Origin of the sequence: Undibacterium sp. SXout7W (assembly GCF_049339385.1) — a bacterium.
Classification (GTDB): Bacteria; Pseudomonadota; Gammaproteobacteria; order Burkholderiales; family Burkholderiaceae_D; genus Undibacterium.
Genome location: NZ_JBMPPF010000019.1, coordinates 36,978 through 62,378, shown reverse-complemented (window position 1 = coordinate 62,378; position 25,401 = coordinate 36,978). Strand labels below are relative to the sequence as shown.

Here is a 25,401-nt window from a genome sequence, read left to right as displayed (position 1 = left end):
AAGGCGAACGAAAGTTCGCCTTTTTTTGTATTTGTAAATTTATTGTTGTCATTCTTAGTCATACGATCGGTTGAGCATGTTTGAATATATCCGTACCCATCAGCGCTTAATGCAATTTTTATTATTGCTGATTATTTTTCCATCGTTTGCATTTTTTGGTATTGAGAGCTATACACGCTCCCGCGGTGGTGAGGATGTCGTGGCAACAGTCGCTGGACAATCAATTACTCAGCAAGAGTTTGATGCCACGTTACGTGATCAGTTGAATAGATTCAGGCAGATGTATGGTCCTCAATTTGATTCCAAGATGCTAAACACGCCCATGGCTCGGCAGGAAATCCTTGATGAGTTGATCGCTCGTAAGGCTATTGCTGCGGAAGTCGCACGTACCAATTTAACTGTGACAGATCAGACTTTGCAGCAAAGCATTCTGGCGACGCCGGGTCTGACAAAGCCTGATGGTAGTTTCGATGTTGAAAATTACAAGGCTTCTCTGGCTGCTCAAGGTATGACTCCGCCGATGTATGAGCAGCGTTTGCGCCAAGATATGGTGTTGCAACAATTGTTGAACGCAGTTCAGGGAACATCATTTATTCCCAAGCTTGTGGCTGAACGTTTAATGTTGATTAATGAGCAAGAGCGCGAAGTCAGCGCTCTGACATTCAAAACAGCGAGTTACATTCCTCAGGTAAAAATTACGGACGAAATGCTGAAAGCATATTACGAAAAAAATGCTGCGCAGTTTGAAATTCCTGAGCAAATCAAAGCTGAATACGTGGTGTTGAGTAATGATGCTTTGGCTTCTCAGACTACGGTGTCCGAGTCTGATATTCAATCGTTTTACGAGCAAAATAAGAAGACCTACAGCACAGATGAACAACGTCGTGCCAGTCACATTTTGATCGGTGTGAAAAAAGAGGCTTCTGATGCTGAAAAATCTAAAGCAAAAGGCAAGGCAGAATCATTGCTGTCAGACTTACGTAAAAATCCAACGACATTTGCTAAATTGGCAAAAGAAAATTCACAGGATCCAGGTTCAGCAGAGCGGGGAGGGGATCTGGATTTCTTTAGTAAGGGGATGATGGTCAAGTCCTTTGAGGATGCTGCGTATAAATTAAAAGTGGGTGAAATCAGTGACGTGATTCAGTCTGACTTCGGATTTCATATCATACAGTTAACTGCTGTGAAGCCTGCTGCGGTTAAAGCTCTGGATGAAGTGAAGTCTCAAATCATCGCGGATATTCAAAGGCAAAAAGCGGCAAAAGCATATAAAGATGCCGCGGAATCTTTCGGTAATATTGCTTATGAGCAGCCGGATAGCCTTAAACCATTAGCTGATAAATTTAAATTAAAGATTGAGACAGTCAATTCACTGGGTAAACAGATTAATCCTGCTATTCCCGCTGGCGTATTAACAAATAATGCAAAATTCTTGAAAGCTATTTTCTCTGATGAGGCTGTCAAGAAAAAGCATAATACAGAAGCAATTGAAGTTGCTCCAAATACGCTAATTGTTGGTCGTGTTCTTGAGTATAAAGCCGTTAGTAAACGTCCTTTTGATGAGGTGAAGAGTGTTATTTCCACTCGCCTTACACAGACTGAAGCTGAGTCACTGGCGACGAAGGATGGGCTTGCAAAATTGGCTGCTTTAAAAGCGCAGGATGCAACACAAGGTTTTTCTGATCTGAAAGTTGTGTCAAAAGCCAAAAGCCAAGGAGTGTCGCCTAAAGCATTAGCAGAAATTCTCAAGGCTGATACACAAAAGCTACCAGCCTTTGTCGGTGTCTCTGATGGCATTGATTCTTACACGATTTATCGTATCGGCAAGGTAATGGCTGGCGTTCCTGATCAGGCAGCTCGTGCGGGGGAACTGAAACAAATAAAAAGTATTGTTTCACAACAGGAGGCGTTTACTTATATTGAGGCTTTGAAGGCTCGTTCTAAAGTAACAATCAATAAACCGGCAATATCAACTGCTGCCGTAAGCGCTCCATAATTTACGTTTTTTTATTTGTGATTTTAAAAATGGCACTATTGAGTGCCATTTTTTTTGCACTTAGCAAGGTTTATGGTTATTCTTGCTAAACTTGCCATGTGGTTTGGGTGGGGTGTGAATCCGGTAAGATTTGATTTGAATCAATGTAGCGCTACGGTGCGGTTGTTATTCTTGCAGTGTATTTTTATAACAGAGTGAGATCATGACGATAACTAAAGAAAACACATACAACTATCGGGTTGTACGCCAATTTTCTGTCATGGCAGTGGTTTGGGGTGTAATTGGCATGCTAGTCGGCGTGGTAATTGCTTCTCAACTTGCCTGGCCAGAATTTTTAACCGGTATTCCCTGGCTCAGTTACGGTCGTTTGCGGCCTTTACATACAAATGCGGTCATTTTTGCATTTGGTGGCTGTGCGTTAATGGCAACATCGTACTACGTTGTTCAGCGTACTTCTAACGTGCGTTTGTTTTCGGATGCATTAGCTGAATTTACTTTCTGGGGATGGCAATTAGTCATCGTGGCGGCTGTCGTTTCTTTGCCTTTGGGTTATACCCAAGGTAAAGAGTATGCTGAACTCGAATGGCCTATCGATTTGCTGATCGCTGTCGTCTGGGTCGCTTATGCCGTTGTTTTCTTTGGCACTCTGGTCAAGCGTAAAGTGGAGCATATTTACGTTGCAAACTGGTTTTATGGCGCCTTCATTATCGCCGTTGCTGTGTTGCATATAGTCAACAGTGCAGCGATGCCAGTTTCATTTATGAAATCGTACTCTGCGTACTCTGGCGTACAAGACGCGATGGTTCAGTGGTGGTATGGACATAATGCGGTCGGTTTCTTCCTGACTGCGGGCTTCTTGGGTATGATGTACTACTTCATTCCTAAGCAAATTGAACGCCCTGTGTATTCTTATCGTTTATCGATTGTTCACTTCTGGGCGTTGATTTTTACATACATGTGGGCGGGTCCGCATCACTTGCACTACACAGCTTTACCTGATTGGGCACAGTCTATCGGTATGGTGTTCTCTCTGATTTTGCTGGCACCATCATGGGGTGGTATGGTCAACGGCATCATGACTTTGTCTGGTGCATGGAGCAAGCTGCGTTCTGATCCAATTCTGCGCTTCCTGATTGTGTCTTTGTCCTTCTATGGTATGTCTACTTTTGAAGGTCCTATGATGGCGATCAAGACAGTGAATGCTTTATCGCACTACACTGACTGGACAGTAGGTCACGTTCACTCCGGTGCTTTGGGTTGGGTTGGTTTTATTTCGATTGGTAGTCTCTACTATCTGATTCCACGTTTGTTTGGTCAAACGGAAATGTACAGTAAGCGTTTAATCGAAATCCATTTCTGGGTGGCGACTATTGGCGTTGTGCTTTATATCGCTTCCATGTGGATTGCCGGTGTGATGCAAGGATTGATGTGGCGCGCAGTGAATGAAGACGGTACTTTGACGTATTCATTTGTTGAAACTGTTAAGGCAACTTATCCTTACTATGTTATCCGTATGTCTGGTGGTGCACTGTATCTGAGCGGCATGCTGGTGATGGCATACAACGTGGCAAAAACACTGATGGCAGCAAAGCCAGCCAATAATGCGATTCCTGCATTGGCCGCTTCGTCCGCTCATGCATAAATCAGAGAAATCAACAGGAGAAATTTGATGCGTAATTTTACTCATGATCTGATTGAGCGAAACGTGGGGCTGTTGCTGGTGTTGGTTATTTTGACAATCAGCTTTGGTGGTCTGGTAGAGATCGTTCCATTGTTTTTCCAAAAGTCAACAACACAGCCCGTTCAGGGAATGCAGCCATACACACCATTGCAACTGGCAGGTCGCGATATTTATTTGAGAGAAGGTTGCTATGGTTGCCACTCTCAGATGATTCGTCCTTTCCGTGCTGAAACCGAACGCTATGGTCACTATTCCGTTGCTGGTGAATCTGTCTACGATCATCCGTTCCAATGGGGCAGTAAGCGTACAGGCCCAGATCTGGCGCGTGTTGGTGGACGCTACAGTGATACGTGGCATAAAGATCATCTGACCGATCCACGTTCCGTAGTGGTGGAGTCAAATATGCCTGCATATCCATGGCTTGGCAAAACAGCGTTGAATCCGGATGAAATTGTTCCTAAATTGAAAGCGATGAAAACGCTCGGTGTTCCTTATACAGATGAGCAAGTGAAGAACGGCGCTGCTGAACTCGCTAATAAAACGGAATTGGATGCCTTGATTTCGTACCTGCAGGTTCTTGGTACTGCAATTAAGAACAAAAATTAAGGTAAGCGATCCTTGACTGGATCGCTTTTTCGGAAGGAAAAAAGATGAACTTCACAATACTCAGCAGTGTAGTGACAGTGATTAGCCTCTTCGTTTTTTTAGGCATCATATATTGGGCGTTTAGTTCCGAAAATAAAGAGCGTTTCGAGGAACTGGCTCGCTTGCCAATTGATAATGAGAATGGAAAATAGTCATGGCAGATTTTTTTAATGAATGGTGGGGATTCGCAATTGCCGCGATCGTCGCTTTTGGTATCCTTGCATGTGCCCTGTTATTGTGGTCACAATCCAAGGTTAAAGTAAAAATTGGGACTGACGGTAAACCATTACCAGCAGAGACAACTGGTCACGTATGGGATGGTGATCTGATGGAGCAAAACAACCCTCTGCCTAAGTGGTGGATGTGGTTGTTTTACTTGACAATTATTTACAGTATTGGTTATTTAATTGTCTATCCAGGATTTGGCACACGTCAGGGAAGTTTTGGCTGGAGTCAGGTTGGAGCATACGAAAAAGAAATGAAGGATGGTGAAGCACAGTATGGTCCGATTTTTAACAAATACCTGGCAATGGATCTGAAAGCAGTTGCTAAAGATGCACAGGCACATGAAATTGGTCAGCGTTTATTTTTGAATACCTGCGCACAGTGCCATGGTTCTGACGCGCAAGGTGGTAAAGGCTATCCAAATCTGGCAGACAGTGACTGGTTGTATGGTGGCGACCCGCAAACGATTAAAACGACGATTACTGAAGGTCGTCATGGTCAGATGCCTCCAATGGGTGCTGTAGTTGGTAGTGACGATGATGTTCGTAACGTTGCAAATTATGTGTTGAGCTTGTCTAATTCTGCGCATGATCCAATTAAGGCCGCGCTTGGTAAGCCAAAGTTTGCAGCATGTGCAGCCTGCCATGGCATAGAAGGCAAAGGTAATCAAGCAATTGGTGCGCCTAACCTGAGTGATAAAACATGGTTGTATGGCGGTGACATCAATACTGTCATGGAAACGATTAACAAAGGTCGCAATAATCAGATGCCTGCTCATAAGACAATTTTGTCTGAAGGTAAAATTCATCTGTTAGCTGCTTACGTTTGGAGTCTGTCTAATAGCTCTAACGTGCAAGTTTCAGGTGCGGATGCAGCTGCTGTTAATCAGATTGCGACAACAGCGTCATCTACCGATGTCAGTGCTTCTGCCAAGTAAGAAAACATAGAAATACGAAGAAATACAATGAAGCATATCCCCATTATCCAAGTGCCGATCGAAGAAGCAGAGCTTGCACTATTTGAAGAGCGTAAGAAGATTTATCCTCGTGCGCAAAAGGGCTGGTTTTCTTCCTGGCGCTGGGTATTGGTGTTTTTTACTCAAGTGCTATTTTATGGAACTGCCTGGCTTACCTGGAACGACAGGCAGGCAGTTTTATTTGATTTAATTACCCGGAAATTTTATATTTTTGGGCTGGTATTATGGCCGCAGGATTTCATTTATCTTGCCATTTTGTTGGTCATCTCTGCGCTGAGTTTATTTCTATTTACAGCGATTGCCGGACGTTTGTTCTGTGGTTACGCTTGCCCACAAACGGTCTATACTGAATTATTTCTCTGGATAGAGGGTAAAGTCGAAGGCGATCGTAACGCGCGCATGAAACTTGATTCTGCACCAATGTCTGTGCGGAAGTTTTCACTGAAATTTATTAAACATTTTATCTGGATTGTCCTCGCTCTCTGGACCGGATTTACCTTTGTTGGCTACTTTACGCCAATACGTCAGTTAGCGATTGAGGTTGGCTCTTTTACTCTGGGTCCGTGGGAAACTTTCTGGTTCCTGTTTTATGGTTTTGCCACTTACGGCAATGCTGGTTGGATGCGCGAACAGGTGTGCAAATATATGTGTCCTTATGCACGCTTTCAGAGTGCAATGTTTGATAAGGACACGCTAATCGTTACGTATGATACGGCTCGTGGTGATCCACGCGGCTCACGTAATAAAAAAGTAGACTATAAAGCACAGGGGCTGGGCTCTTGTGTCGATTGCGGCATTTGTGTCCAGGTATGTCCGACAGGAATTGATATTCGCAATGGGTTGCAATACGAATGTATTGCTTGCGGTGCCTGCATTGATGGTTGCGATCAGGTGATGGATAAAATGGGCTATGAGCGTGGATTAATCCGTTATACAACTGAACATGCGCTGACACGTAATCTGGATAATCAGGCTATGTGGAAGAGGGTATTCCGTTTGCGAACCTTGATTTATGGTGCGATTCTTGGTTTGATCATTCTTGCGGCAGCAATGTCGCTTGCTTATCACATGCCCTTAAAAGTGGATGTCTTGCGTGATCGAGGCATGCCAAAAATTACTGAAACTGGTGCGATTGAAAATGTATATCGCTTACAGGTAATGAACACGCAAGAAAGTCCGCGCCGTTATAGTGTTACGCTGAAGGCACCATCTGGTTCAGTAATCATCAATAATGCGGATCTGAGTGTTGCTGCTGCAACGACCAAAGCCTTCCCACTGAGAGTACAGATACCGGCGAGCGTGTTAGAAACTGGTTCTAATCGCATTCGCTTTATAGTCAAAGATTTAGATGCACCTGATATTACTGTGACAGAAAAAGCAGTGTTTATAGTACCAAGATAGGAGAAGTTGATGAGTGTCGCATTAATGCCGCAGAAGCACAAAAAAGACGCATGGTTTAAAGAACCATGGTTATTGTTGGTTGCAGGCGGCCCATTGGTTGTCGTGTGTGCTAGTTTGTACACAGGTTTCGTTGCTTTTGGTGGTGCAGATAAAGTTGTCGCTGAAGATTATTACAAGCAAGGTCTGATGATTAATAAAGACATTCAGCGTGACGCAAGAGCCAGAGAGTTGCACTTGTCTGCGAATCTTATGCTGGATCCTGTGGAGTCAAAGATCAAACTGAAACTTACCGGCGATGGTGTTTTACCGGAAACCGTGCAATTAAGTCTTGCGAATGCAGTTCCTGATCATAATTCAGTGACCGAAGTTGTTCATCGTTTATCGTTGAAACAAACTAGTCCTAGAAATTATGAGGGAGAATTTAAAATATTCTCTAGCTTAGCATCTAGTTCTGTTAAATTATTTCATATCAAACTCGAAACTACGGCATGGCGTTTAACAGGCGACTGGTTTGAGCCGGAACAAAAGTCAAAACAACTGACTGCGGAAAAATAAGCTTCCTTTTCCCGCGCAATGCTGGATGATCGGTTGAATAATCACTAGAAGGGGGACGGGATTTGGAAAATAATATTTCTGCACAAAAAAACGTACTATTGCGTCCGATGTTAATGATCGTTCTCTGGCCTTCATTCCTGATGGCATGCGCGGCGACAGGTTTGTTTTTTAGTTTGGTTGACCCGATGGAGTTGATTGTTCTCGATGAGCGCATACAAATTCATATTACTGGTGCTTACACGGTAGGGTTTTTTGCATTTTGGTTATTGGGAATTCTCTCTAGTGGCCTCACTGCTTTGCTGGTGAGAAAAGCGCATTGATTTTTTTGCAGTGTTCTTGGTAAATACTGGAAATATATTGATTTCCAGTATTTTTATCACAATTTTGCTGATGGTGATGATCCTATTGCCTTACGTATTTACTTCCGCCGACAGTGATTGAACTATTTGTTTACCAATAAGTTATCCTGGCTTCATTCGAGTCAAACCAGGCTCGGCTTCTTTTATCAACTTATGTGAATCATGCTGACCTTACCTTTAGTGCTGGCTGCAGTGAGTGCAGGTCTGGCTGGTGGTATTCATTGTGTTGGAATGTGCGGTGGTATCTCGTCCATGCTGACTAAGGCCGGTCAGGATCATTTATCTACGCAACATAATAAAACTATCCCAATAAAAATACAGGCAGCAACAAGAGAGCTACTGCCATCTTCTTACGGCTGGGTATCCAATACTTGGAGTTATACGCTCATGCTGCAAAGTGGTCGTATCTTCACTTATATGTTGATAGGTGCGTTATTTGGTTCATTTGGTGCAGCTGGTATGCTATTCAAAGCAGCGTTGCCTTTGCAGCAAATTTTTTTTGTACTCGGTAACTTAGCCTTAATTTTTCTAGGTTTGCGTTTGCTGGAAATTTCATTGAAATTTCCCATGTTGCATCAATTTACCGATCGCTTTTTGGGGTTTGTACATTCCTTTTTGCCTGCACTGAGGAGGGGAAGTCGATATCCATTTTTATTGGGTATGAGCTGGGGATGTCTGCCCTGTGGGCTACTGTACACCGTTGCGCCATTTGCGTTGTTATCTGGGAGTGCAATATCCGGTGCGGTGTTGATGTTCTTGTTTGGTATTGCTGCATTACCGCATCTGTTGTTTGCGCAGACTTTGTTCACATCTGGTATGCAAAAAAAAGCGTCATCCTTACTGCGTAAGGTTTGTGCGCTATTTTTGATTGGTATTGGACTGATAGGACTCTGGTATTTTGATATGAAGGGGATGCCAGATTTTTTATGCGTTACACCGGTTACCTAATATTTTTGTTTCGATATACCGATATATACCTGATATTTATGCTTTGATATTGATGAGAGTACCAAGAACCTCATCAGCAGTTTTCACCAGTTTTGCAGAAACATCAAAGCCAGCTTTGTACTCCAATGATTTTACGGTTTCTGTATTCAAATCTGTACCACTTGCCGATGCCGCTGCCAAACCTTCACGACTGATGTTGGCGACAACCCCCCCAGTATTGGATTCCTGAAAACTCACATTTTCGGGAGAAAAGTTGGCTGTATTGGTATTGGCAACATTGTGTGCCGAACTATCCAGTGCCCGTTCATACGCTTTTAGACCGGACAAGCCAGTATTTAATGCTGATATTGACATATACGCTATCCCAGAAAATATTCTCTATTTGCCTAGTTTACACTTGAATTTAGCAAGGGCAAGCGGTGTTTCAATTCAATTGTTCATCAATTACTGGTATTTGAATATCCAGTTTGGTTCCTTCTCCCGGTGAGCTTTCAACTAAAAACTCTCCGGATAATGCTTTAATGCGTTCTCGCATGCCTACCAAGCCAAATGAGCGCGATTTGTGCATATCATCTTCGTCTATACCTTTGCCATTGTCAGTAATCGTAAATCGTATTTTCTGTGTGGATTGGGAAAATTCAATTTGAACCTCGCTGGCGTTAGCGTGTCTTGCTACATTCGTCAGAGATTCCTGAACTATGCGAAAAATAGCTGTGCTACGTGCATCGTCTAGAGTTAATAACTCTTCAGAGGCGATTAATTCGCAATCTATACCATGGCGATAAGAGAATTCTTTTTGCAGTGTTTGCAAGGCAAAATAGAGTCCCCCTTCATCCAGTGCACGCGGGCGCAAATCACTCGCAATCCTGCGCAAAGTAGTGATGGCAGTCAGAATGAGTTGATCCATACTGTTGATCGTTTGCTGGGATTTTCCAGTTAGCGTGGTATCTCTTTGTAATAACGATAAGTCCATGCGCAAAGCAGCGAGCAACTGACCCAGATCATCATGTAATTCGCGAGCAATATATTTACGCTCTTCTTCCCGTATGCTTTGGAGTGTTGATGATAGTTGGCTTAGTTGTTCGTGATAGGCAGCCATTTTTTGTTTGGCGACTTTTCTTTCAGTGATGTCCCGAAAAATGACAGTGTAATAACGTAATCCATTTTCTAATTGGCTGGAGATAGAGGCTTCAATGGGAAATTCATCGCCATTTGAGCGTAAGCCAGTCACGTAAAAATCCTCATAATCATCGCCCATCTTACGGCGTGTCACACCAGTCTGACCAAATTTGGTAACGTGTGAGCCATGAGAATGACGATGGCGTGCAGGTATCACATCATTCAATGACGCACCGAGTAATGCATCGACTTCATAGCCAAATATCGTGGCAGCAGCAGGATTAATCAGGATGATGTCTTGTTTTTCGTTGATGGTGATGATTCCATCAATGGCTGTATCGATCATACGAGTGAGCCGTTGTCGTTGCAATGCTAATTCTTCCGCGGATTTTGCAAGATGTATGCTGGTTTTTGCTAGATTTTCATAGGGAGTATGAATATTGACAGCGACCATGCTGCGATAAATCGCGATAGCAGAAAATAGCTGAAACAGGTGTCCGATTACGATGTTGACGTCACTGGTCTCTACATAAAGCGAAAAGTAGACTTCGGACATCGCCATCATTGCACTTGCTAAAAACAAAGGCGTGCGATCGATATGAAGATGCTCTGCTGTTTTGTCGAATTGAAATTGCATCGCATGTTGATGCAACTGAAATGCCGTATATATATTGATGCCGATCAGTGCGGCTTCACAGCTGATTTTAAATGTTGTTTGTCCCTCGCCCTCAATATAGGTCAATGGCAGTAGATGAGGGAATTTAAAGATGACCAAGATCCAAGCTGCAGTCAGGCTTAATCCTGTTAGTAGCAATGTATACGCTTGTCTGTCGCTGATTGCCGAATCTTGTGGGTCGAGCGCGAGTCCGAGCAATGTGGTTGCAACCAAAGAGCGGGAAAGCAGCCAGAAAGATAATGACTTATGCATGTCTTCCGCACTCTCAAACCCGGGCATGCCCTGAAAACTGACAGCATGGAAAAACCCCAGAATGGCAGTACAGAGAAAGGCAACAGCTAGGATGACACTACTTTTTTTTCTTGAGTCCCCAAATGCATTCCAGCAGACGATAAATACGGAAGTAAATATGACTATCGTCATAGTCTCCAATGCAGTATGCAGAGGAAGCGGTGTGGACACCCTGAATTCTGTCAATTGTTGTTGATTCATCCAGAGTACGCCGGAAAGAATCAATAATATCGCAGCTGCGATACGTGCACGTGCCAGTTTTTGGTCGGTATCCATGATGATGAGTAGCAATGCAAGAGCGGAAGTAAGCCCGGCATTTTATCTTGTTTATGTAGTGCCATGCCTTTGGCGTCCCGTAACCAAAAGAAAATGGCATTCAAAAAAGAATGCCATTTATTAATTACGTTGAATGAAGAGCGGAGCTATGGTGCTTCAATATCTAGGTATAAGTGCGATCGATCAGTGTGACATGAGTACTGGAACGGTCATACTTTCCAAAATCGTTCTGGTCACGCCACCCATAATCATTTCTCTGAACCTTGAATGCCCGTAGCCACCCATGACCAGCATATCGCTGTCCAGATCATTGGAGAGTGAGAGCAGCGCATTGCCAATATCGGTCGATGTTTTGTGTACTGACACTTCGACTTTAATACCGTGACGCGCCAGATAAAGGGCGATGTCCGCACCCGGTTGATCGCCATGCGCATCTGGCGTTGCTTTCGGATTGAAAATCGCGACTTGTACTAATTCTGCTTGTTTAAGCAGAGGGATTGCATCAGTCAATGCCCGGGTTGCTTCGCGACTGGCATCCCATGAAATCAATGGACGCTTACCTACAGTCGTAAAATCACCGGTGTAAGGAACGATCAATACAGGGCGTCCTGAGTTCATGACCAGATATTCAGGAAAGTCGGGTAATACTGACGGTGATGGTTCGTCGCGATTAGTTTGTCCTATCACGACCAAGTCACTATATCGTGCTTGCAGGCCAATACCACCGCCTGCTTCGTCGTTGGCGATAGCACTTTCGTAAGAACTCACGCCTGTTTCTTGTACTAATTTATTAAAGTTGGCGACAGCACGTTCTGCTCGCTCTTTTAGAAAATTCAGATGAATTGTCAGATTAGGATCACTTGCACTGATATTTCCATCTTGATATATGAAACGGGATACTCCGGTGACTGCGGTACCCAGCAGATGGGCATTATCGGCTTTCGCGATCTCAGCCGCAATTTTCACTCTGAAATCAGAGCGTGCGGATTCGTCAATATGTACGAGTACGGTCTTGTATGCCATGTATGTGCTCCTTGCAATCGTTTCAATATAGTAAGCGCCAGATCCGGCTGACTGGCTTCTTCTGAAGAAGATCCGAAGTATTACGTTTTGCTCAACCCGCTTTTGGTAAAGTTGTCGAACACTTGTTTAGCTTACACTAGTTCAGAACTGCTGCAACTTCATTACCCCACTGAGGCAGTAAATTTTTACCAACCAAGGCAGATACTTTTTCACTGACTTTGCTGCGTGCTTTTGCAGGAGGGAGGCGGCGCAGAGTTTTTAATGCTGTTGTATCCAACAAGCAAATCTCTCTTTGATCAACACTGATAAATCCCATTTCGTTGAAGGCAGATAATGTGCGGCTGACGGTTTCCAGAGTCAGTCCCAGATAGCTACCGATTTCATGGCGTGTCATACGCAAGTTAAACGATTTTCCTGAGTAACCAAGTTGGCTGAAACGCTCTCCCAAATTGATCAGAAAGCGTGCAACCTTGGCTTCTGCACTGAGTGCACTGAGCATGCCAATCATTAACTGTTCACGTACTAATTCACGACTCATGACGTTGAACATGGCTTGCTCGAGTTCAATGTAAGTCCGGCCCAATGTGGAAAATGTTTTATAAGGCAGCAGAATAATATCGCAATCGGAGAGCGCAACAGCCTCTGATGCGTGATGTTGATTGTGGATTCCATCAATTCCAAGTAAGTCGCCCTTCATTGGGAAGCTCAGCACTTGCTCATTGCCATATTCATCAATCAGTACTGTTTTCAGAAAGCCTGAATTAACGATATACAGGGTATCGAAACTTTGGCCAATCGTATGGATACGTTGTCCGGCTTTGAAGCGTACATGCTGAAACAGTGATTCTTCATCCGCTGATGCTGCTGGGGCAGGAATACGCAATAATTCGCAGATTTCGCGCAGATTAGACCAGAGGTTGCCATGACAGCGCCATCCTGCTTCATTCGGTGTGACGGCAAAATTGACATTCTGCATGGATGTTGACGATCCTTTTGCAATATTGGAAAGCACCGCTGTAGTCATGTTAATCCCCTGATAAAAAGCGTAATAGTTAAATAATGAATAGACGAAAATCTTTATTGCCAGCGATGAAGAACATCTGGAATTTGTTGAAAGTCAGTGGACTTATCCAGGAAATCATCGGCGCCCGCTTTAAGGGCATGAATTCGGTTTGCTTCTGTTGCATGATTGGTCAGCACGACCACTTTGACTGAAGGCTTGCTATGTTTGATGCTTTTTAATAACTGCAGGCCATTCTCTTCGCCCAGATGAATGTCGAGGATCATGGCATCTGTCTCACTCCCGATAACACCCTGATAAGCACTATCAATATCTGCCGCTACCCCGATGACATGTACGCCAGGAATTTCTTCGGCGAACTGAACCAGACGACGCTGGATCAGTAAGGAGTCTTCGACGATAAACAGATTCATGATGCGGGCGGATGTTGGACACCGTTTGTTTGTATGTGTCCATTATCACGGTTGCCCGGTTTGATTTACATCAGTCAATGCTGATTTGAATTGTCAGATTTGGCGCTGATATTGTAGGAATATTCCTAGTTGGCAGTAAAGTTGAAAGCGATATCAATCTGTTGCCTGTAAGAGGAAGAGGAGGGTCAGGCTTTTGGGGTCAGTAAATGATGGGCTACTGCGTACTGCACCAGATCAGATAAATTACTCATATTCATCTTTTGCATGATTCTGGTTTTGTGCGTACTGACTGTTTTCACGCTTAGATGCAATCTGTCGCCAATTTCAGTGATGGATTTACCATCGACTAAGTGACTGAAAACCTCAAATTCTCTGTCGGACAGCATTGTATGTGGCAAATTATCATCTGCAGGCATGGCATTCATGGCCAGTTGTTCGGCGACTTCAATGCTGATATACGGTCGTCCGGAAGCAACCTTTCGTAAGGCCGTTACTAGTTGTGTACCTGCGCTTTCTTTTGTCAGATAGCCTCTGGCACCAGCACGTATTGCCCTGACTGCATATTGTTCTTCCTCATGCATGGTGAGTATCAAAATTGGCAATTTAGGCCACTCATCTTTGATCTGGCGAATCAGGTCCACACCACTACGTCCGGGCATCGACAAATCCATGAGCAGAACATCAAATTCTGTAGCGCGTACTTTTTCCAGAGTATCAAAACCATCAATGGCTTCGGCAACAACTTGTATATCGTCGATACCATCAAGTATGCGTTTTAAACCTTCACGCATAATAGTGTGATCGTCAGCAATTAAAATACGAATCATTAGTTAAGGAGGAACGCAGAGGGTAGTTGTTTCGTTAAAGACGGAAAGGTTGAATGCGCGCCATTGTACTTGACATTGTGCCGGTCAAAACCTGGATATTTGGGATAAATTCTACTGATTCACCTGCTTGTAATCTGAGCTAAATATAACGTTGATATTGGATACATGGTAGTGGCGTCTGCCGACCCAGCCTGCCGGCGCCGTTCCATGACATGTAGATTAAGGATATTCAGGCATGTTTGACGCGATGAACCAGAACCGGAATTTGGCACATTGATAAAACTTTCGTGGTGACACTGCCTAACAACAGCTGACCGAAACCACTTCTGCCATGTGAGCCAATAAAAATCAGATCACATTGATACTGCTGAGCTGTATGTACGATTTCTTTGGCGGCAGAGTCATTGAACTGGACGACGGTACTCACTTTTAAGCCCGCTTGCTCGGCAATATTTTTTAATGGTTCCAGATAGCTTTCACCAAGCGCTTTCATCGCGGCTTGATACTCTTCTTCTGTCGGTGTATTCGGCGGGATAATATCAACGTAAATCGGATATTGATAATTGCCGGCAACAAAAACTGCCACAATTTCTGCATTTAATTGTTTGGCGAACTCGATTCCAGCTGTCACGCAGGCATTGGATAATTCAGAGCCGTCTGTTGGTAACAGGATTTTGCTGTACATGGATACACCTCTTCACGATAGATTGATAGGTATGCGGTGCGGCGGTTTCATCTCTCTGTGATTATTCTACGCCGCAATGCATCATCCGGGATCAGATGCGTAGTAAAAAAGATATTGGATGAATTTTTGTGAGTGTCATCAATAAAAAAGCGTGAAATGCATTGCGGCACTTCACGCTGCGGAATTTCTTGACTATTGCCGACTAAAAAATACTCGTCGCAGGTTTTTCAGGGACACTACTTCTGGATTGTCGACTGGATTCTCGATTATCAGATCGTTAAAAATGCTTCAGACCAATCGCTGCTTTGACTTCATCAGTTGTTTTTGCTGCTATTTCACGTGCTTTTCTCGTGCCTTCTTTTAGCATTTGTAATACCTGACCACGGTCTTTCGCAAACTCTTCTCGACGTTCACGTATCGGTGCGAGCATATCCTGAAGAATACCTTCCAGACGATTCTTGACAATGCTATCACCCAGCCCGCCGCGTACATAATGGTCTTTCATTTCTTGTAGTGCCACTTTGTCTTCGTCAAACGCATCCAGGTAAATAAATGCCACGTTCCCTTCCAGGTGGCCGGGATCGCTCACGCGCAGATGTAATGGATCTGTGTAGACATTACGGACTGCTGCTTTGATTTCTGCAGGAGTTGCACCCAGATTAATGGTGTTGCCCAGTGATTTACTCATCTTTGCTTTTCCATCAATTCCTGGCAAGCGGCCGATTTCTGGTACCAAGGCCTGGCACTCAACCAAAATATCTTTGTTGGCGAGGCGATTAAAGCGCCGGACAATTTCATTCGTCTGCTCGATCATCGGGATTTGATCTTCACCTACTGGAACCAGGCTGGCTTTAAATGCAGTGATGTCGGCTGCCTGGCTAACCGGATATGTCAAAAAGCCAGCAGGAATATCACGCTCAAAATTGCGCAAAATGATTTCTTGTTTGATGGTCGGATTACGTTCCAGTCGAGCAACAGACACCAAATTCAGATAATAAAACGTCAGTTCGGTAAGTTCAGGAATTTGCGACTGAATAAAAATAGTGGACTTTGATGGATCTATGCCAACCGCCAGATAATCCAGCGCAACCTCCATGACGTTGTCGTGCACTTTGGCTGGGTTATCCATATTGTCTGTCAATGCCTGAGCATCAGCGAGCATAATATATTGCTCATACTGATGCTGATATTTGACTCGATTTCTGAGGCTGCCGACAAAGTGGCCAAGATGCAAAGGCCCTGTAGGGCGATCGCCTGTCAGGATAAGATGATTTTTTGTTTCAGTGGCGTGCATAGGTGACCCATATGTTGCGAGTTGATGCGCGTCTGCACGTTGTAGAGTGCATGCATAAAAAATGCCGCTCATTCGTGGCGGCATTCTGGCGTAAAGAATTTCTCAATATGATGCCGTTATAGCAGTTTCCGTGTCAAGTTTGGGCGTTATGATGAAATTTGCTTGTTTCGCGGCAAACAATCATTCGCGTTTCCTTTTATCGGAGTCGAATATATGCCACCGCAATGATAAAATTCGGCAACTTATTTGCAATTCCATATCAATCTTTTGAAAGTAAACATCTTGGCTGCTGCTTCCCCAACCAAATTGATCATCGCCTCCAGAGAAAGTCGACTTGCAATGTGGCAGGCGGAGCATGTGCGTGATCGCCTGGCCAGTCTTTATCCTGATTGTCAGATAGAAATTTTGGGAATGACAACCCGTGGTGACCAGATATTGGACAGAGCCTTATCTAAAGTCGGCGGGAAAGGATTGTTTGTCAAAGAGTTAGAAATCGCCATGGAAGAAGGTCGGGCTGACCTTGCGGTACATTCGCTCAAAGATGTGCCGATGGAATTGCCTGAAGGTTTTACATTGGCAGCGATTCTGGAGCGGGAAGATCCCAGAGATGCTTTTGTGTCGAATGATTTTGATGGTCTTGATAATTTGCCTGAGGGGGCTATTGTTGGCACCAGCAGCTTGCGTCGACAAGCTCTGATATCTGCACGGTATCCTCACCTCGTGATTAAACCCTTGCGTGGCAATCTTGACACGCGCTTACGAAAGCTTGATCAGGGTGAATATGCAGCAATCATTTTGGCAGCGGCTGGCTTAAAACGACTTGCCTTACCAGAGCGCATTCGTGCTTTTCTCGAGCCAGAGCAAAGCCTTCCCGCGGCAGGGCAGGGGGCAATGGCCATTGAGATACCTGAAGGTCGGGCGGATCTGTGCACATGGCTGGCACCATTGAATCATCTGGAAACCTCCCAGGCTGTCATTGCCGAGCGCACCGTGTCTAAAACTTTTGGCGGAAGTTGCCAAATTCCGTTAGCAGCATTTGCGACTGTCACTGAAGGAGTAATGCATTTGCGTGCGATGGTTGCAACGCCGGACGGCATCAGGGTGGCCAAAGCTGAAGTTAGCGGGAATGCTGCACATCCGCAGCAATTGGGGGAGGCAGTTTCCGCGCAATTAGCGGCGCAGGATGCAGAGGGCATCCTTGCGGTTTGCCAGCAACAATTGAGCGAATAACCTCGATTGATGCAGACATTACGCCCCAAAGTTGTTGTCACCAGACCTGTACAGCAAGCAGCTGAATTTGTTCAGCGTGCCCAGGCAATGGGTTTTGAAGTTGAACAATTTCCGTTGTTAGAAATTCAATCATTGCAGGATCAGGCACCCTTAACGGATGTTGTGAGACGCCTGAATGAATTCGATATGCTTGCATTTATCAGTCCAAACGCGATCGATGCATTTTTTGCTCATATAGATCGCTGGCCGGAGCAGCTCGCGATTGCGGTGATGGGCGAGGGGAGTAAGCAAGCATTACGCAGGCACGGGATAACGGATCAGAACGCAATCATTATCAGTCCCAGTAATTTGCTGAAAACGGATTCTGAGACTTTGTTAGAAGAATTAGATTTCGCCAGGCTAAAAGGCCGTAAAGTATTGATCGTGCGTGGTGATAGTGGTCGTGAGTTACTGGCAGATCGTTTGCGAGACAAAGGCGTGCAGGTCGAAATTATCGCTGCCTACAAACGAGCTGCACCACTATTTGATGTTATAAAACAACGTCAGCTCAGTGTTTTATCTGAGCAGTCTGCCTACTGGATAATTACGAGTTCAGAAGCATTAAAAAATCTGGTTTTATGGGTAAATACAATATCCGGCGATTTGGGAGTGGCAAAAATGCAACATCAGCATTTGATTATTCCCCATATCCGTATTGCTGAAACTGCAAAAAATTTAGGATTCCAATCGATCACACTCACAGCGTCAGGCGACGAACACCTGCTTGTCGCGCTACAATCTTATTTATGAGCGAACAGCAACCAAATTCAGGTGCCGCACCGACGGCTCCAGCAAGCGAACAAACAGCATCAACAGTCGCGCCTGTTGCGACGAGAGATGTGAGCTGGGTTCAGCCTGCGTATATGATGTCCGGCGTGTTGGCAGTATTGCTTGCTGCCAACTGGTGGACTTCGCAAAACCAGATTACTAATTTGCGCGAAGAAGTGGCAAGGCGCTTATTAAGTGCGGACACGTCCAGCAGCGAGACGAAGGTACTTGCCCGTAATGTGCAGGACACGACAAAAGAAATTCAGACTAAAGTCATTTTGCTGGAAGGTAAGCAAAGTGAGGCGCAAAGTCAGCAGCTTGCGCTGGAGCAGTTGTATCAGGATTTGTCTAAAAATCGTGATGATTGGGCATTGGCAGAAATTGAGCAGGTATTGTCTACCGCTAGTCAGCAGTTGCAGTTGGCTGGCAATGTTCAAGGTGCTCTGATCGCCTTACAAAATGCCGATAGTCGTTTAGCCAAGTCGGATAAACCCCAATTCATCACCATACGTCGTGCGATTGCCAGAGATATGGAGCGCTTGAAATCATTGCCCGCATTAGATTTGCCGGGCATTGCTTTGCGTATTGATAGTGTGATTGCCCAGGTTGATCACATTCCTCTGTGGGCAGACGAGCGTTCAGTTGTGTCGGCAACAGCGCCTAAAGCACCTCTGCGGGTTTTACCTAAATCATCTATCAATTCGAAAAATAGTAAAAAAACGAATGATGAGCCTGAAGATATCACCTGGACTATGCGTTTGCAGGATGGGTGGCAAAGTTTTTCCAGTGAAATGTGGAATGAAATTAAGCAATTGATTCGTGTACGGAATGTAGAAACACCGGATGTTTTGTTGTTAACGCCGTCTCAGTCTTATTTCGCCCGTGAGAACCTGAAATTGCGTCTGTTAAATGCGCGCTTAGCTTTGTTGGCTAGAAATGAAGGCATTTTCCGTAGTGATATGATCGCTGCACAAGACGCTATCGCCAAATATTTTGATACACGTGCCAAGCAGACTCAGGCTGCTCAGGCTTTATTGAGACAGGTGCAAGGAAGCAATCTGTCAATAGAAATGCCCACCTTGGTTGATAGTTTGAATGCTGTGCGTAACTACAAAGTGAAGCCTTGAACGTATGCGAATTTTTATCCGGCTTTTAATTTTGTTTGCGCTGGCGGTTGGGCTTGCTATTGGCGCGAGATTTAATCCTGGTAATGTGGTGCTGTTTTATCCACCTTACCGGATTGATCTGTCCCTCAATTTTTTCCTGTTCTTGCTGTTGGTGTTGTTTGTGATTGTGTACACGATCATTACTGCAGTTCTTACGGCGAAGAAAATGCCCCGAAAAGTTGCAGCATACCGACAGAATAAGCGTGAAAGAGATGGTAATAAGTCACTCAGAGAAGCGCTCAAAGCATTATTTGAAGGTCGCTTTGGACACGCAGAGAAAGCGGCTGTCCGTGCTGCTGATTTACCTGAAAACACCGGCATTGCTTCCTTGATCGGTGCGCGAGCAGCACATTATATGGGACAGTTTGAGCGTCGTGATTCTTGGCTGTCTGCCGTAGAGCATGATACTACGCATAAAGTGGCACGGCTCGTCAGTATGACAGAGTTGTTAGTTGATCAACATAAATCCGATCAGGCATTGGATGCTGTACGTGAATTGAATTCCAGCGGCATTCGACATATTCAGGTATTACGTTGGGCTTTGAAAGCAAATCAGCAGGCGCAAAAATGGCAAGAGGTGCTCAAGCTGGTTCGTACGCTGGATAAACACAAGGCTTTGCATCCTGCATTGTCTAATCGACTACGTGAACTTGCTTACGAAGATTTGTTGAAAGACCACGGACACGATGCGGAATCCCTGCGCCGTGTATGGTATGAAATTCCTGCAGCAGACAGAAAAATTCCTTTTGTTGCCTCTACTGCGGCGGATGCATTTAACTCCCGCGGATTGTTTGACGATGCAAGAACGATCGTTGAAAAATCGATTTCGGAAGAATGGGATGAACGCCTGATGCGTGCATACCGGGAAGCGGCAGCATCAGAGGGTTCGGCAGCTTTATTATCGCAAATTGAATATTGCGAGAAATGGTCTGAGTCTCACCCAACAGACCCTGAATTAGCTTTGACGTTGGGAACATTGTGCTTCAGGCAGAAATTATGGGGTAAAGCCGAGCGGCACATGGAGCAAGCCTTATCTGATGCGATTGATCCACGTACCGTCAGGGAGGCAAATCTTAAATTAGCGCAATTGCATGAAGCTTTAGGGCAGGAAGAAGAAGCGGCAAGTCATTATCGCCAGTGCGCCATAGCAACTATGTTGTAATAGTTATTCAGACTGGTGCTGCAATGCGCAATTGATAGCTGAAAGCAGATATAATTTTGCCGAATTCAATTACATTCTTCCCGATACTTACTGAGAAAGAGCAACATGAGCTTGAATAGTGTTCCTGCAGGTCGCGATCTGCCAAATGACTTCAACGTCGTGATCGAAATTCCAATGAATGCCGATCCAATCAAATATGAAGTAGATAAAGAGACTGGTGCCATTTTTGTTGATCGTTTCATGGGTACAGCAATGCACTATCCTTGCAACTATGGATACGTTCCTCAAACGATTGCTGGTGACGGAGACCCTGTTGATGTGCTGGTGATAACACCATTCCCTCTCATTCCCGGTGTTGTTGTTCGTTGCCGCCCTATCGGCGTATTGAAAATGAGCGATGAAGGTGGTCAGGATGCTAAAGTATTGGCTGTGCCTATCGATAAAGTATTGCCAATTTATACTCACTGGCAAAAGCCAGAAGATTTGAATGAATTGCGTTTAAGACAAATCCAGCATTTCTTTGAACATTACAAAGACCTTGAAAAAGGCAAATGGGTCAAAGTAGAAGGTTGGGGTGGCCCTGAAGATGCAAAAGCTGAAATTCTTGAAGGTGTAGCGAATTTCCAGAAAGCAGAAAAGTAAAATTGATATTTTAAAAAATGCCATCCGCGGATGGCATTTTTTTATGTCTTTGAGTCACAACGCAGCTAAGCCCTGTTTAGCGTATGAGATACACTAATATTGCAACTGTTGCAATGATAACTGCAGCCCAACTTATCCAGGAAGTTGGTTCTTCCAGAGATGTTTGCATTTCGCTTGCTCCATGCGAATTATTTGATCGTCCACGTTTTCGCTTGAGCTTTTTATCTCGCTCCAAAAATTTAGTCATGTCTGCTGACATTTCTGCTGCACTTTGATAGCGATCAGCAGGATTTTTTTGCATCGCTTTCATCACAATCTTAGTGAGCGAGACCGGGATGTTAGGGTTAATGTCAGGGATTGGTTTGGGATTTTTTGTTGCGATCAGATGTAATAACTTATTGATGTCTTGAGCCTGAAATGGTTTTTGTTTCGTGAGCATTTCGTACATCACCGCACCCAAAGAATAGACGTCGGTCAATGCCGTAACGGGCTGTCCTGTCGCTTGCTCGGGCGACATGTAATTTGGCGTTCCCATGATGTTGTTATTGAACAGAGTCACGCCTTGATCTGACATGGGGTCAGGCAGTCGATTCGGGGCTCTGGCAATCCCGAAATCTACAACTTTAGGCTGTTGATTGGGCAAGATGAAGATATTGCCCGGTTTGATGTCGCGATGAATCACACCATGTTCATGAGCATAGGCGAGTGCATCAGAAATTTTCTGTACGATATTCGCAGTTTCTATAATGTCAAAGTTCTTCCCTTCGGACAATAAAACCCGTAAATCGTTTCCCTGTAGAAATTCCATTGCAATGAAGGTGGTGCCACCTTCACTGGAGGCATCAAAAATGGTAATGATATTCGGATGAGACAAGCGCCCCGCAGCGCGTGCTTCATTAATAAATTGTTGCTCTCTTTGCCGCTTGTCTACTGCGGTCATGCTTGGAGATAAAATTTTGATTGCAACACTTCTGTCGATAACCGGATCATGTCCCAGATATACTGATCCATTAGAACCTGTACCTATTTTTTCACTAAGATAAAAGCGTCCGACGCGTTTGACGGGCAGCGCATTGTCTGTTGGTGTGGAGGGTGGGGCAGAATTGTTTTGCATAGCAGCAGAATGCCTTGAACGACCGAAAAATTCAAGTTACTTATATAAGTCTACATGGAAGATTTGTAGGGATTTCGTTCTAGTAATTCATCTATGTATTGCTCGACACCTACGGACTCTCTTTCCAAAAAACGCGATACCGCATCTGCAAACCCTGTTTCATGTATGTAATGTGCGGACCAGGTTTGTTGTGGCAGGAATCCTCTGGCCATTTTATGCTCACCTTGTGCGCCACCTTCAAAGATTTGAATGTCTTGATTGATGCAGAATTCAATCGACTGATAGTAGGCCGTTTCGAAATGCAGACACGGATAATTTTCAGTGCATCCCCAGTATCTGCCATAGACCGTTTTTTCATCATAAATCAATAACGACGCAGCAATTCTGATGCCTTCATGTTCTGCAAAAATCAGATGAATATGCTCAGGCATTTGCTTACCTATTTGCAGGAAAAACGACAGGTTCAGATAAGGGGATGAATGATGCTCGCGATAAGTCGTGTCATAACAGCGTTTAAAGTACGCCCAGTCTTCTGCGCTTGCTTCTTCGCCTTTGACATGCTGAAATCGAATGCCTGCTTCGGCTACTTTGCGGCGTTCAGCGCGGATATTTTTCCTTTTTTTCTGATCCAGACTGGCCAGAAAATCATCAAAATCCTGATATCCCTGATTTATCCAGTGAAATTGAACTCCTTTACGCAACATATACCCATTTTCTTGTAAGACAGTGGCTTCGTCTTCGGTTGGAAACAAAATATGGGATGATGAAAATCGATTAGTCTCTTGTATTTTGTTGAGCAATTGAACAAGCAAATGTCTGGCATGAGCATTTTTTGCCAATAGACGATTGCCAGTGACAGGAGAAAATGGAATGGCTGATAATAATTTCGGATAGTAAGGCAGTCCGTGGCGATGATAGGCTTCAGCCCATGCCCAGTCAAAGACGTATTCGCCATAGGAATGGGCTTTTTCATAGAGAGGCATGGCGGCAATCAGCTCGTCGGCTTCCCATATACTCAGAAAACATGGCGTCCATCCAGTCGCTTCCGATGCCGAACCGGATTCATGCAATGCATCTAAAAACGTATAAGATAAAAATGGATTGGGTTTTGTCTGGGTACTAAGTAAGGCATCCCATTGATTCTTGCCAATGTCAGACAGAGAACTTGTGATGCGCATGCGATAATGTGAGTCCAGAGAAGCAGAATTCATTTTTTTGATTTGATTCAGATTTAACCATTATGACAATTAAAGTTGCCATCGCTCAGATAAATAGCGTTGTCGGTGATCTCGCCGGTAACGCCTCAAAGATATTGGACTGCGTTCAGCGTGCAGCCGGTCAGGGGACTGATATTGTAGTGACGCCAGAGTTATCTCTGGTTGGCTATCCTCCCGAGGATTTGCTACTTCGTCCAGCATTCTATGCCCGCACACGAGAAACCTTGGAGCAGCTTTGCAAACAGATTACCTTATTTCCAGAAATCACAGTACTGGTGGGTTATCCGGCTGAGCAAGATGGGCGATACTTTAATGCAGTAGCCGTATTGCGTAATGGCATATTGTTTGGGACGTATTTCAAACGGGAGTTACCTAATAATATGGTATTTGATGAGAAGCGGTATTTCTCCTCATCAGAGCAACCGCTGGTATTTGACGTCAAAGGTATTCGTTTTGGTGTGAATATTTGTGAGGATACCTGGTTTGCAGAGGCTCCAAGACTCGCGAAGCAGGCTGGTGCGCAAGTGCTATTGGTTCCTAATGGCTCTCCATTTCATATGGATAAACAGAGTCAGCGTTTTGATGTGATGCGCGCGAACGTTACATCACAAGGGTTATCGCTTGCCTATGCCAATCTTGTAGGTGGGCAAGATGAACTGATTTTTGATGGAAATTCCTTTGTCATGGATCAGCAAGGGCAAGTTTGTGCACAGTTGCATCATTGTCAGCCTGATTTGCTGGTGATTGAGTTTGATGGTGCTCAGCCATTACCTGCACGTATAGAAACTGGGTTATCTGCCGAGGCGCAGATCTATCAGGCACTGGTACTGGGCGTACATGACTACGTGACTAAAAATGGTTTTCCCGGTGTGCTGATTGGTTTGTCCGGTGGCGTCGATTCGGCATTGACACTGGCGATTGCTGTTGACGCACTAGGGGCGGAGAAAGTGCGTGCGGTGATGATGCCGTCTCCTTATACGGCAGATATTTCGCTGACAGACTCCAGGGATATGGTTCAGCGGATTGGGGTTCGTTACGATGAAATATCGATTGCAGCTTGTTTCGATGCGTTTAAAGCAAGCTTGAGTCAGGAGTTTCAAGGATTAAAAGAAGATACCACTGAAGAAAACATACAGGCGCGAATTCGTGGCACACTTCTTATGGCGATGTCGAATAAACATGGTTCGATCGTGTTGACAACGGGTAATAAGAGTGAAATGGCCGTAGGGTATTGCACTTTGTATGGTGATATGGCTGGAGGCTTTGCTGTTATCAAAGACATTGCCAAGACATTGGTTTATCGTTTGTGCGAATATAGAAACAGCTTGTCAGATATCATTCCTGAACGCATTCTTACCCGCGCTCCGTCAGCGGAGCTGCGTCCAGATCAGACGGATCAGGATTCTTTGCCTCCCTACGAGATTCTGGATGGCATTATGCGTTTGTATATGGAAGAAAACAAAGCGCGTGCCGAGATTGTTGCTGAGGGGTATAGGGAAGAGGACGTAGAGCGTATTACGCGACTGATTAAAATTAACGAATACAAGCGTCGTCAGGCGCCGGTAGGAATACGCATTACGCATCGTGCGTTCGGGCGTGACTGGCGTTATCCGATTACTTCAAAATTCAGAGATTAAATGTAGGAAACAACG

The 25,401-nt window shown here is 44.6% G+C and carries 25 protein-coding genes; 15 read left to right on the top strand and 10 right to left on the bottom strand.

Going from position 1 to position 25,401, the window contains the following annotated elements:
- Nucleotides 1-76: 76 nt before the first annotated feature.
- The 9 genes from ACO0LB_RS16660 to ACO0LB_RS16620 all read left to right on the top strand — a co-directional run bounded on the left by ACO0LB_RS16660 (nt 77) and on the right by ACO0LB_RS16620 (nt 8,786).
- The gene (locus ACO0LB_RS16660) at nt 77-1,996 is read left to right on the top strand and encodes a SurA N-terminal domain-containing protein (RefSeq protein WP_423051093.1); all 1,920 of its coding nucleotides are present in this window, start codon (nt 77-79) and stop codon (nt 1,994-1,996) included.
- 202 nt (nt 1,997-2,198) lie between these two features.
- Nucleotides 2,199-3,638 carry a cytochrome-c oxidase, cbb3-type subunit I gene (ccoN, locus tag ACO0LB_RS16655; RefSeq protein ID WP_423051091.1) on the top strand — a complete coding sequence of 480 codons (1,440 nt, stop codon included), beginning with the start codon at nt 2,199-2,201 and terminating at the stop codon, nt 3,636-3,638.
- A gap of 27 nt (nt 3,639-3,665) precedes the next feature.
- The gene (ccoO, locus tag ACO0LB_RS16650; RefSeq protein ID WP_423051089.1) at nt 3,666-4,283 is read left to right on the top strand and encodes a cytochrome-c oxidase, cbb3-type subunit II; all 618 of its coding nucleotides are present in this window, start codon (nt 3,666-3,668) and stop codon (nt 4,281-4,283) included.
- A gap of 44 nt (nt 4,284-4,327) precedes the next feature.
- The gene (locus ACO0LB_RS16645; RefSeq protein WP_423051087.1) at nt 4,328-4,474 is read left to right on the top strand and encodes a cbb3-type cytochrome oxidase subunit 3; all 147 of its coding nucleotides are present in this window, start codon (nt 4,328-4,330) and stop codon (nt 4,472-4,474) included.
- Between the two features lie 2 nt (nt 4,475-4,476).
- The gene (gene ccoP / locus ACO0LB_RS16640; RefSeq protein ID WP_423051085.1) at nt 4,477-5,484 is read left to right on the top strand and encodes a cytochrome-c oxidase, cbb3-type subunit III; all 1,008 of its coding nucleotides are present in this window, start codon (nt 4,477-4,479) and stop codon (nt 5,482-5,484) included.
- A 27-nt stretch (nt 5,485-5,511) separates the two neighbouring features.
- Nucleotides 5,512-6,924, top strand: a complete 1,413-nt coding sequence (ccoG, locus tag ACO0LB_RS16635; RefSeq protein ID WP_423051083.1) for a cytochrome c oxidase accessory protein CcoG — start codon at nt 5,512-5,514, stop codon at nt 6,922-6,924.
- Nucleotides 6,925-6,933: 9 nt separating this feature from the next.
- Entirely contained in the window at nt 6,934-7,479 is a 546-nt protein-coding gene (locus ACO0LB_RS16630) for a FixH family protein (RefSeq protein ID WP_423051082.1), read from the top strand.
- A 62-nt stretch (nt 7,480-7,541) separates the two neighbouring features.
- Nucleotides 7,542-7,799: a hypothetical protein gene (locus ACO0LB_RS16625; protein WP_423051080.1), complete on the top strand. Its 258-nt coding sequence runs from the start codon at nt 7,542-7,544 to the stop codon at nt 7,797-7,799.
- Between the two features lie 201 nt (nt 7,800-8,000).
- The gene (locus ACO0LB_RS16620) at nt 8,001-8,786 is read left to right on the top strand and encodes a sulfite exporter TauE/SafE family protein (protein WP_423051078.1); all 786 of its coding nucleotides are present in this window, start codon (nt 8,001-8,003) and stop codon (nt 8,784-8,786) included.
- A gap of 36 nt (nt 8,787-8,822) precedes the next feature.
- On the opposite strand, the gene ACO0LB_RS16615 is transcribed toward ACO0LB_RS16620, so the two are convergent.
- The 8 genes from ACO0LB_RS16615 to trpS all read right to left on the bottom strand — a co-directional run bounded on the left by ACO0LB_RS16615 (nt 8,823) and on the right by trpS (nt 16,411).
- Nucleotides 8,823-9,140 (bottom strand): flagellar basal body rod C-terminal domain-containing protein, encoded by a 318-nt coding sequence (locus ACO0LB_RS16615; RefSeq protein WP_423051076.1) that lies wholly within the window; start codon nt 9,138-9,140, stop codon nt 8,823-8,825.
- A 70-nt stretch (nt 9,141-9,210) separates the two neighbouring features.
- A complete protein-coding gene (locus ACO0LB_RS16610; protein ID WP_423051074.1) occupies nt 9,211-11,148 on the bottom strand; it encodes an MASE3 domain-containing protein in 1,938 nt (645 codons plus the stop codon).
- 183 nt (nt 11,149-11,331) lie between these two features.
- On the bottom strand, nt 11,332-12,171 hold the full coding sequence (locus ACO0LB_RS16605; protein ID WP_423051072.1) for a universal stress protein: 840 nt from the start codon (nt 12,169-12,171) through the stop codon (nt 11,332-11,334).
- Nucleotides 12,172-12,307: 136 nt separating this feature from the next.
- A complete protein-coding gene (locus tag ACO0LB_RS16600; RefSeq protein ID WP_423051161.1) occupies nt 12,308-13,147 on the bottom strand; it encodes a helix-turn-helix domain-containing protein in 840 nt (279 codons plus the stop codon).
- Nucleotides 13,148-13,248: 101 nt separating this feature from the next.
- Entirely contained in the window at nt 13,249-13,605 is a 357-nt protein-coding gene (locus ACO0LB_RS16595) for a response regulator (RefSeq protein ID WP_423051070.1), read from the bottom strand.
- Between the two features lie 185 nt (nt 13,606-13,790).
- Nucleotides 13,791-14,432, bottom strand: a complete 642-nt coding sequence (locus ACO0LB_RS16590; RefSeq protein ID WP_423051068.1) for a response regulator — start codon at nt 14,430-14,432, stop codon at nt 13,791-13,793.
- Nucleotides 14,433-14,661: 229 nt separating this feature from the next.
- Nucleotides 14,662-15,117 (bottom strand): universal stress protein, encoded by a 456-nt coding sequence (locus ACO0LB_RS16585; RefSeq protein ID WP_423051066.1) that lies wholly within the window; start codon nt 15,115-15,117, stop codon nt 14,662-14,664.
- A gap of 277 nt (nt 15,118-15,394) precedes the next feature.
- Complete coding sequence (trpS, locus tag ACO0LB_RS16580; RefSeq protein WP_423051064.1) at nt 15,395-16,411, bottom strand: tryptophan--tRNA ligase; 1,017 nt, start codon at nt 16,409-16,411, stop codon at nt 15,395-15,397.
- Between the two features lie 282 nt (nt 16,412-16,693).
- Here trpS and hemC point away from each other — a divergent pair, with 282 nt between their 5' ends.
- The 5 genes from hemC to ppa all read left to right on the top strand — a co-directional run bounded on the left by hemC (nt 16,694) and on the right by ppa (nt 21,418).
- Nucleotides 16,694-17,641: a hydroxymethylbilane synthase gene (gene hemC, locus ACO0LB_RS16575; RefSeq protein ID WP_423051062.1), complete on the top strand. Its 948-nt coding sequence runs from the start codon at nt 16,694-16,696 to the stop codon at nt 17,639-17,641.
- Nucleotides 17,642-17,650: 9 nt separating this feature from the next.
- Nucleotides 17,651-18,430 carry a uroporphyrinogen-III synthase gene (locus tag ACO0LB_RS16570; RefSeq protein ID WP_423051060.1) on the top strand — a complete coding sequence of 260 codons (780 nt, stop codon included), beginning with the start codon at nt 17,651-17,653 and terminating at the stop codon, nt 18,428-18,430.
- Nucleotides 18,427-19,575: a uroporphyrinogen-III C-methyltransferase gene (locus tag ACO0LB_RS16565; protein WP_423051058.1), complete on the top strand. Its 1,149-nt coding sequence runs from the start codon at nt 18,427-18,429 to the stop codon at nt 19,573-19,575. Before ACO0LB_RS16570 ends, ACO0LB_RS16565 begins: the two co-directional genes overlap by 4 nt.
- A 4-nt stretch (nt 19,576-19,579) precedes the next feature.
- Nucleotides 19,580-20,776 (top strand): heme biosynthesis protein HemY, encoded by a 1,197-nt coding sequence (locus ACO0LB_RS16560; RefSeq protein ID WP_423051056.1) that lies wholly within the window; start codon nt 19,580-19,582, stop codon nt 20,774-20,776.
- A 105-nt stretch (nt 20,777-20,881) separates the two neighbouring features.
- Complete coding sequence (gene ppa / locus ACO0LB_RS16555; RefSeq protein ID WP_423051054.1) at nt 20,882-21,418, top strand: inorganic diphosphatase; 537 nt, start codon at nt 20,882-20,884, stop codon at nt 21,416-21,418.
- A 76-nt stretch (nt 21,419-21,494) separates the two neighbouring features.
- Here ppa and ACO0LB_RS16550 read toward each other — a convergent pair whose 3' ends face one another.
- Entirely contained in the window at nt 21,495-22,532 is a 1,038-nt protein-coding gene (locus tag ACO0LB_RS16550) for a serine/threonine protein kinase (protein WP_423051052.1), read from the bottom strand.
- A 50-nt stretch (nt 22,533-22,582) separates the two neighbouring features.
- Complete coding sequence (locus tag ACO0LB_RS16545; RefSeq protein ID WP_423051050.1) at nt 22,583-23,743, bottom strand: GNAT family N-acetyltransferase; 1,161 nt, start codon at nt 23,741-23,743, stop codon at nt 22,583-22,585.
- A gap of 29 nt (nt 23,744-23,772) precedes the next feature.
- On the opposite strand from ACO0LB_RS16545, the gene ACO0LB_RS16540 reads away from it, so the two are divergent.
- Nucleotides 23,773-25,386 (top strand): NAD+ synthase, encoded by a 1,614-nt coding sequence (locus tag ACO0LB_RS16540; RefSeq protein WP_423051048.1) that lies wholly within the window; start codon nt 23,773-23,775, stop codon nt 25,384-25,386.
- Nucleotides 25,387-25,401 lie beyond the last annotated feature (15 nt).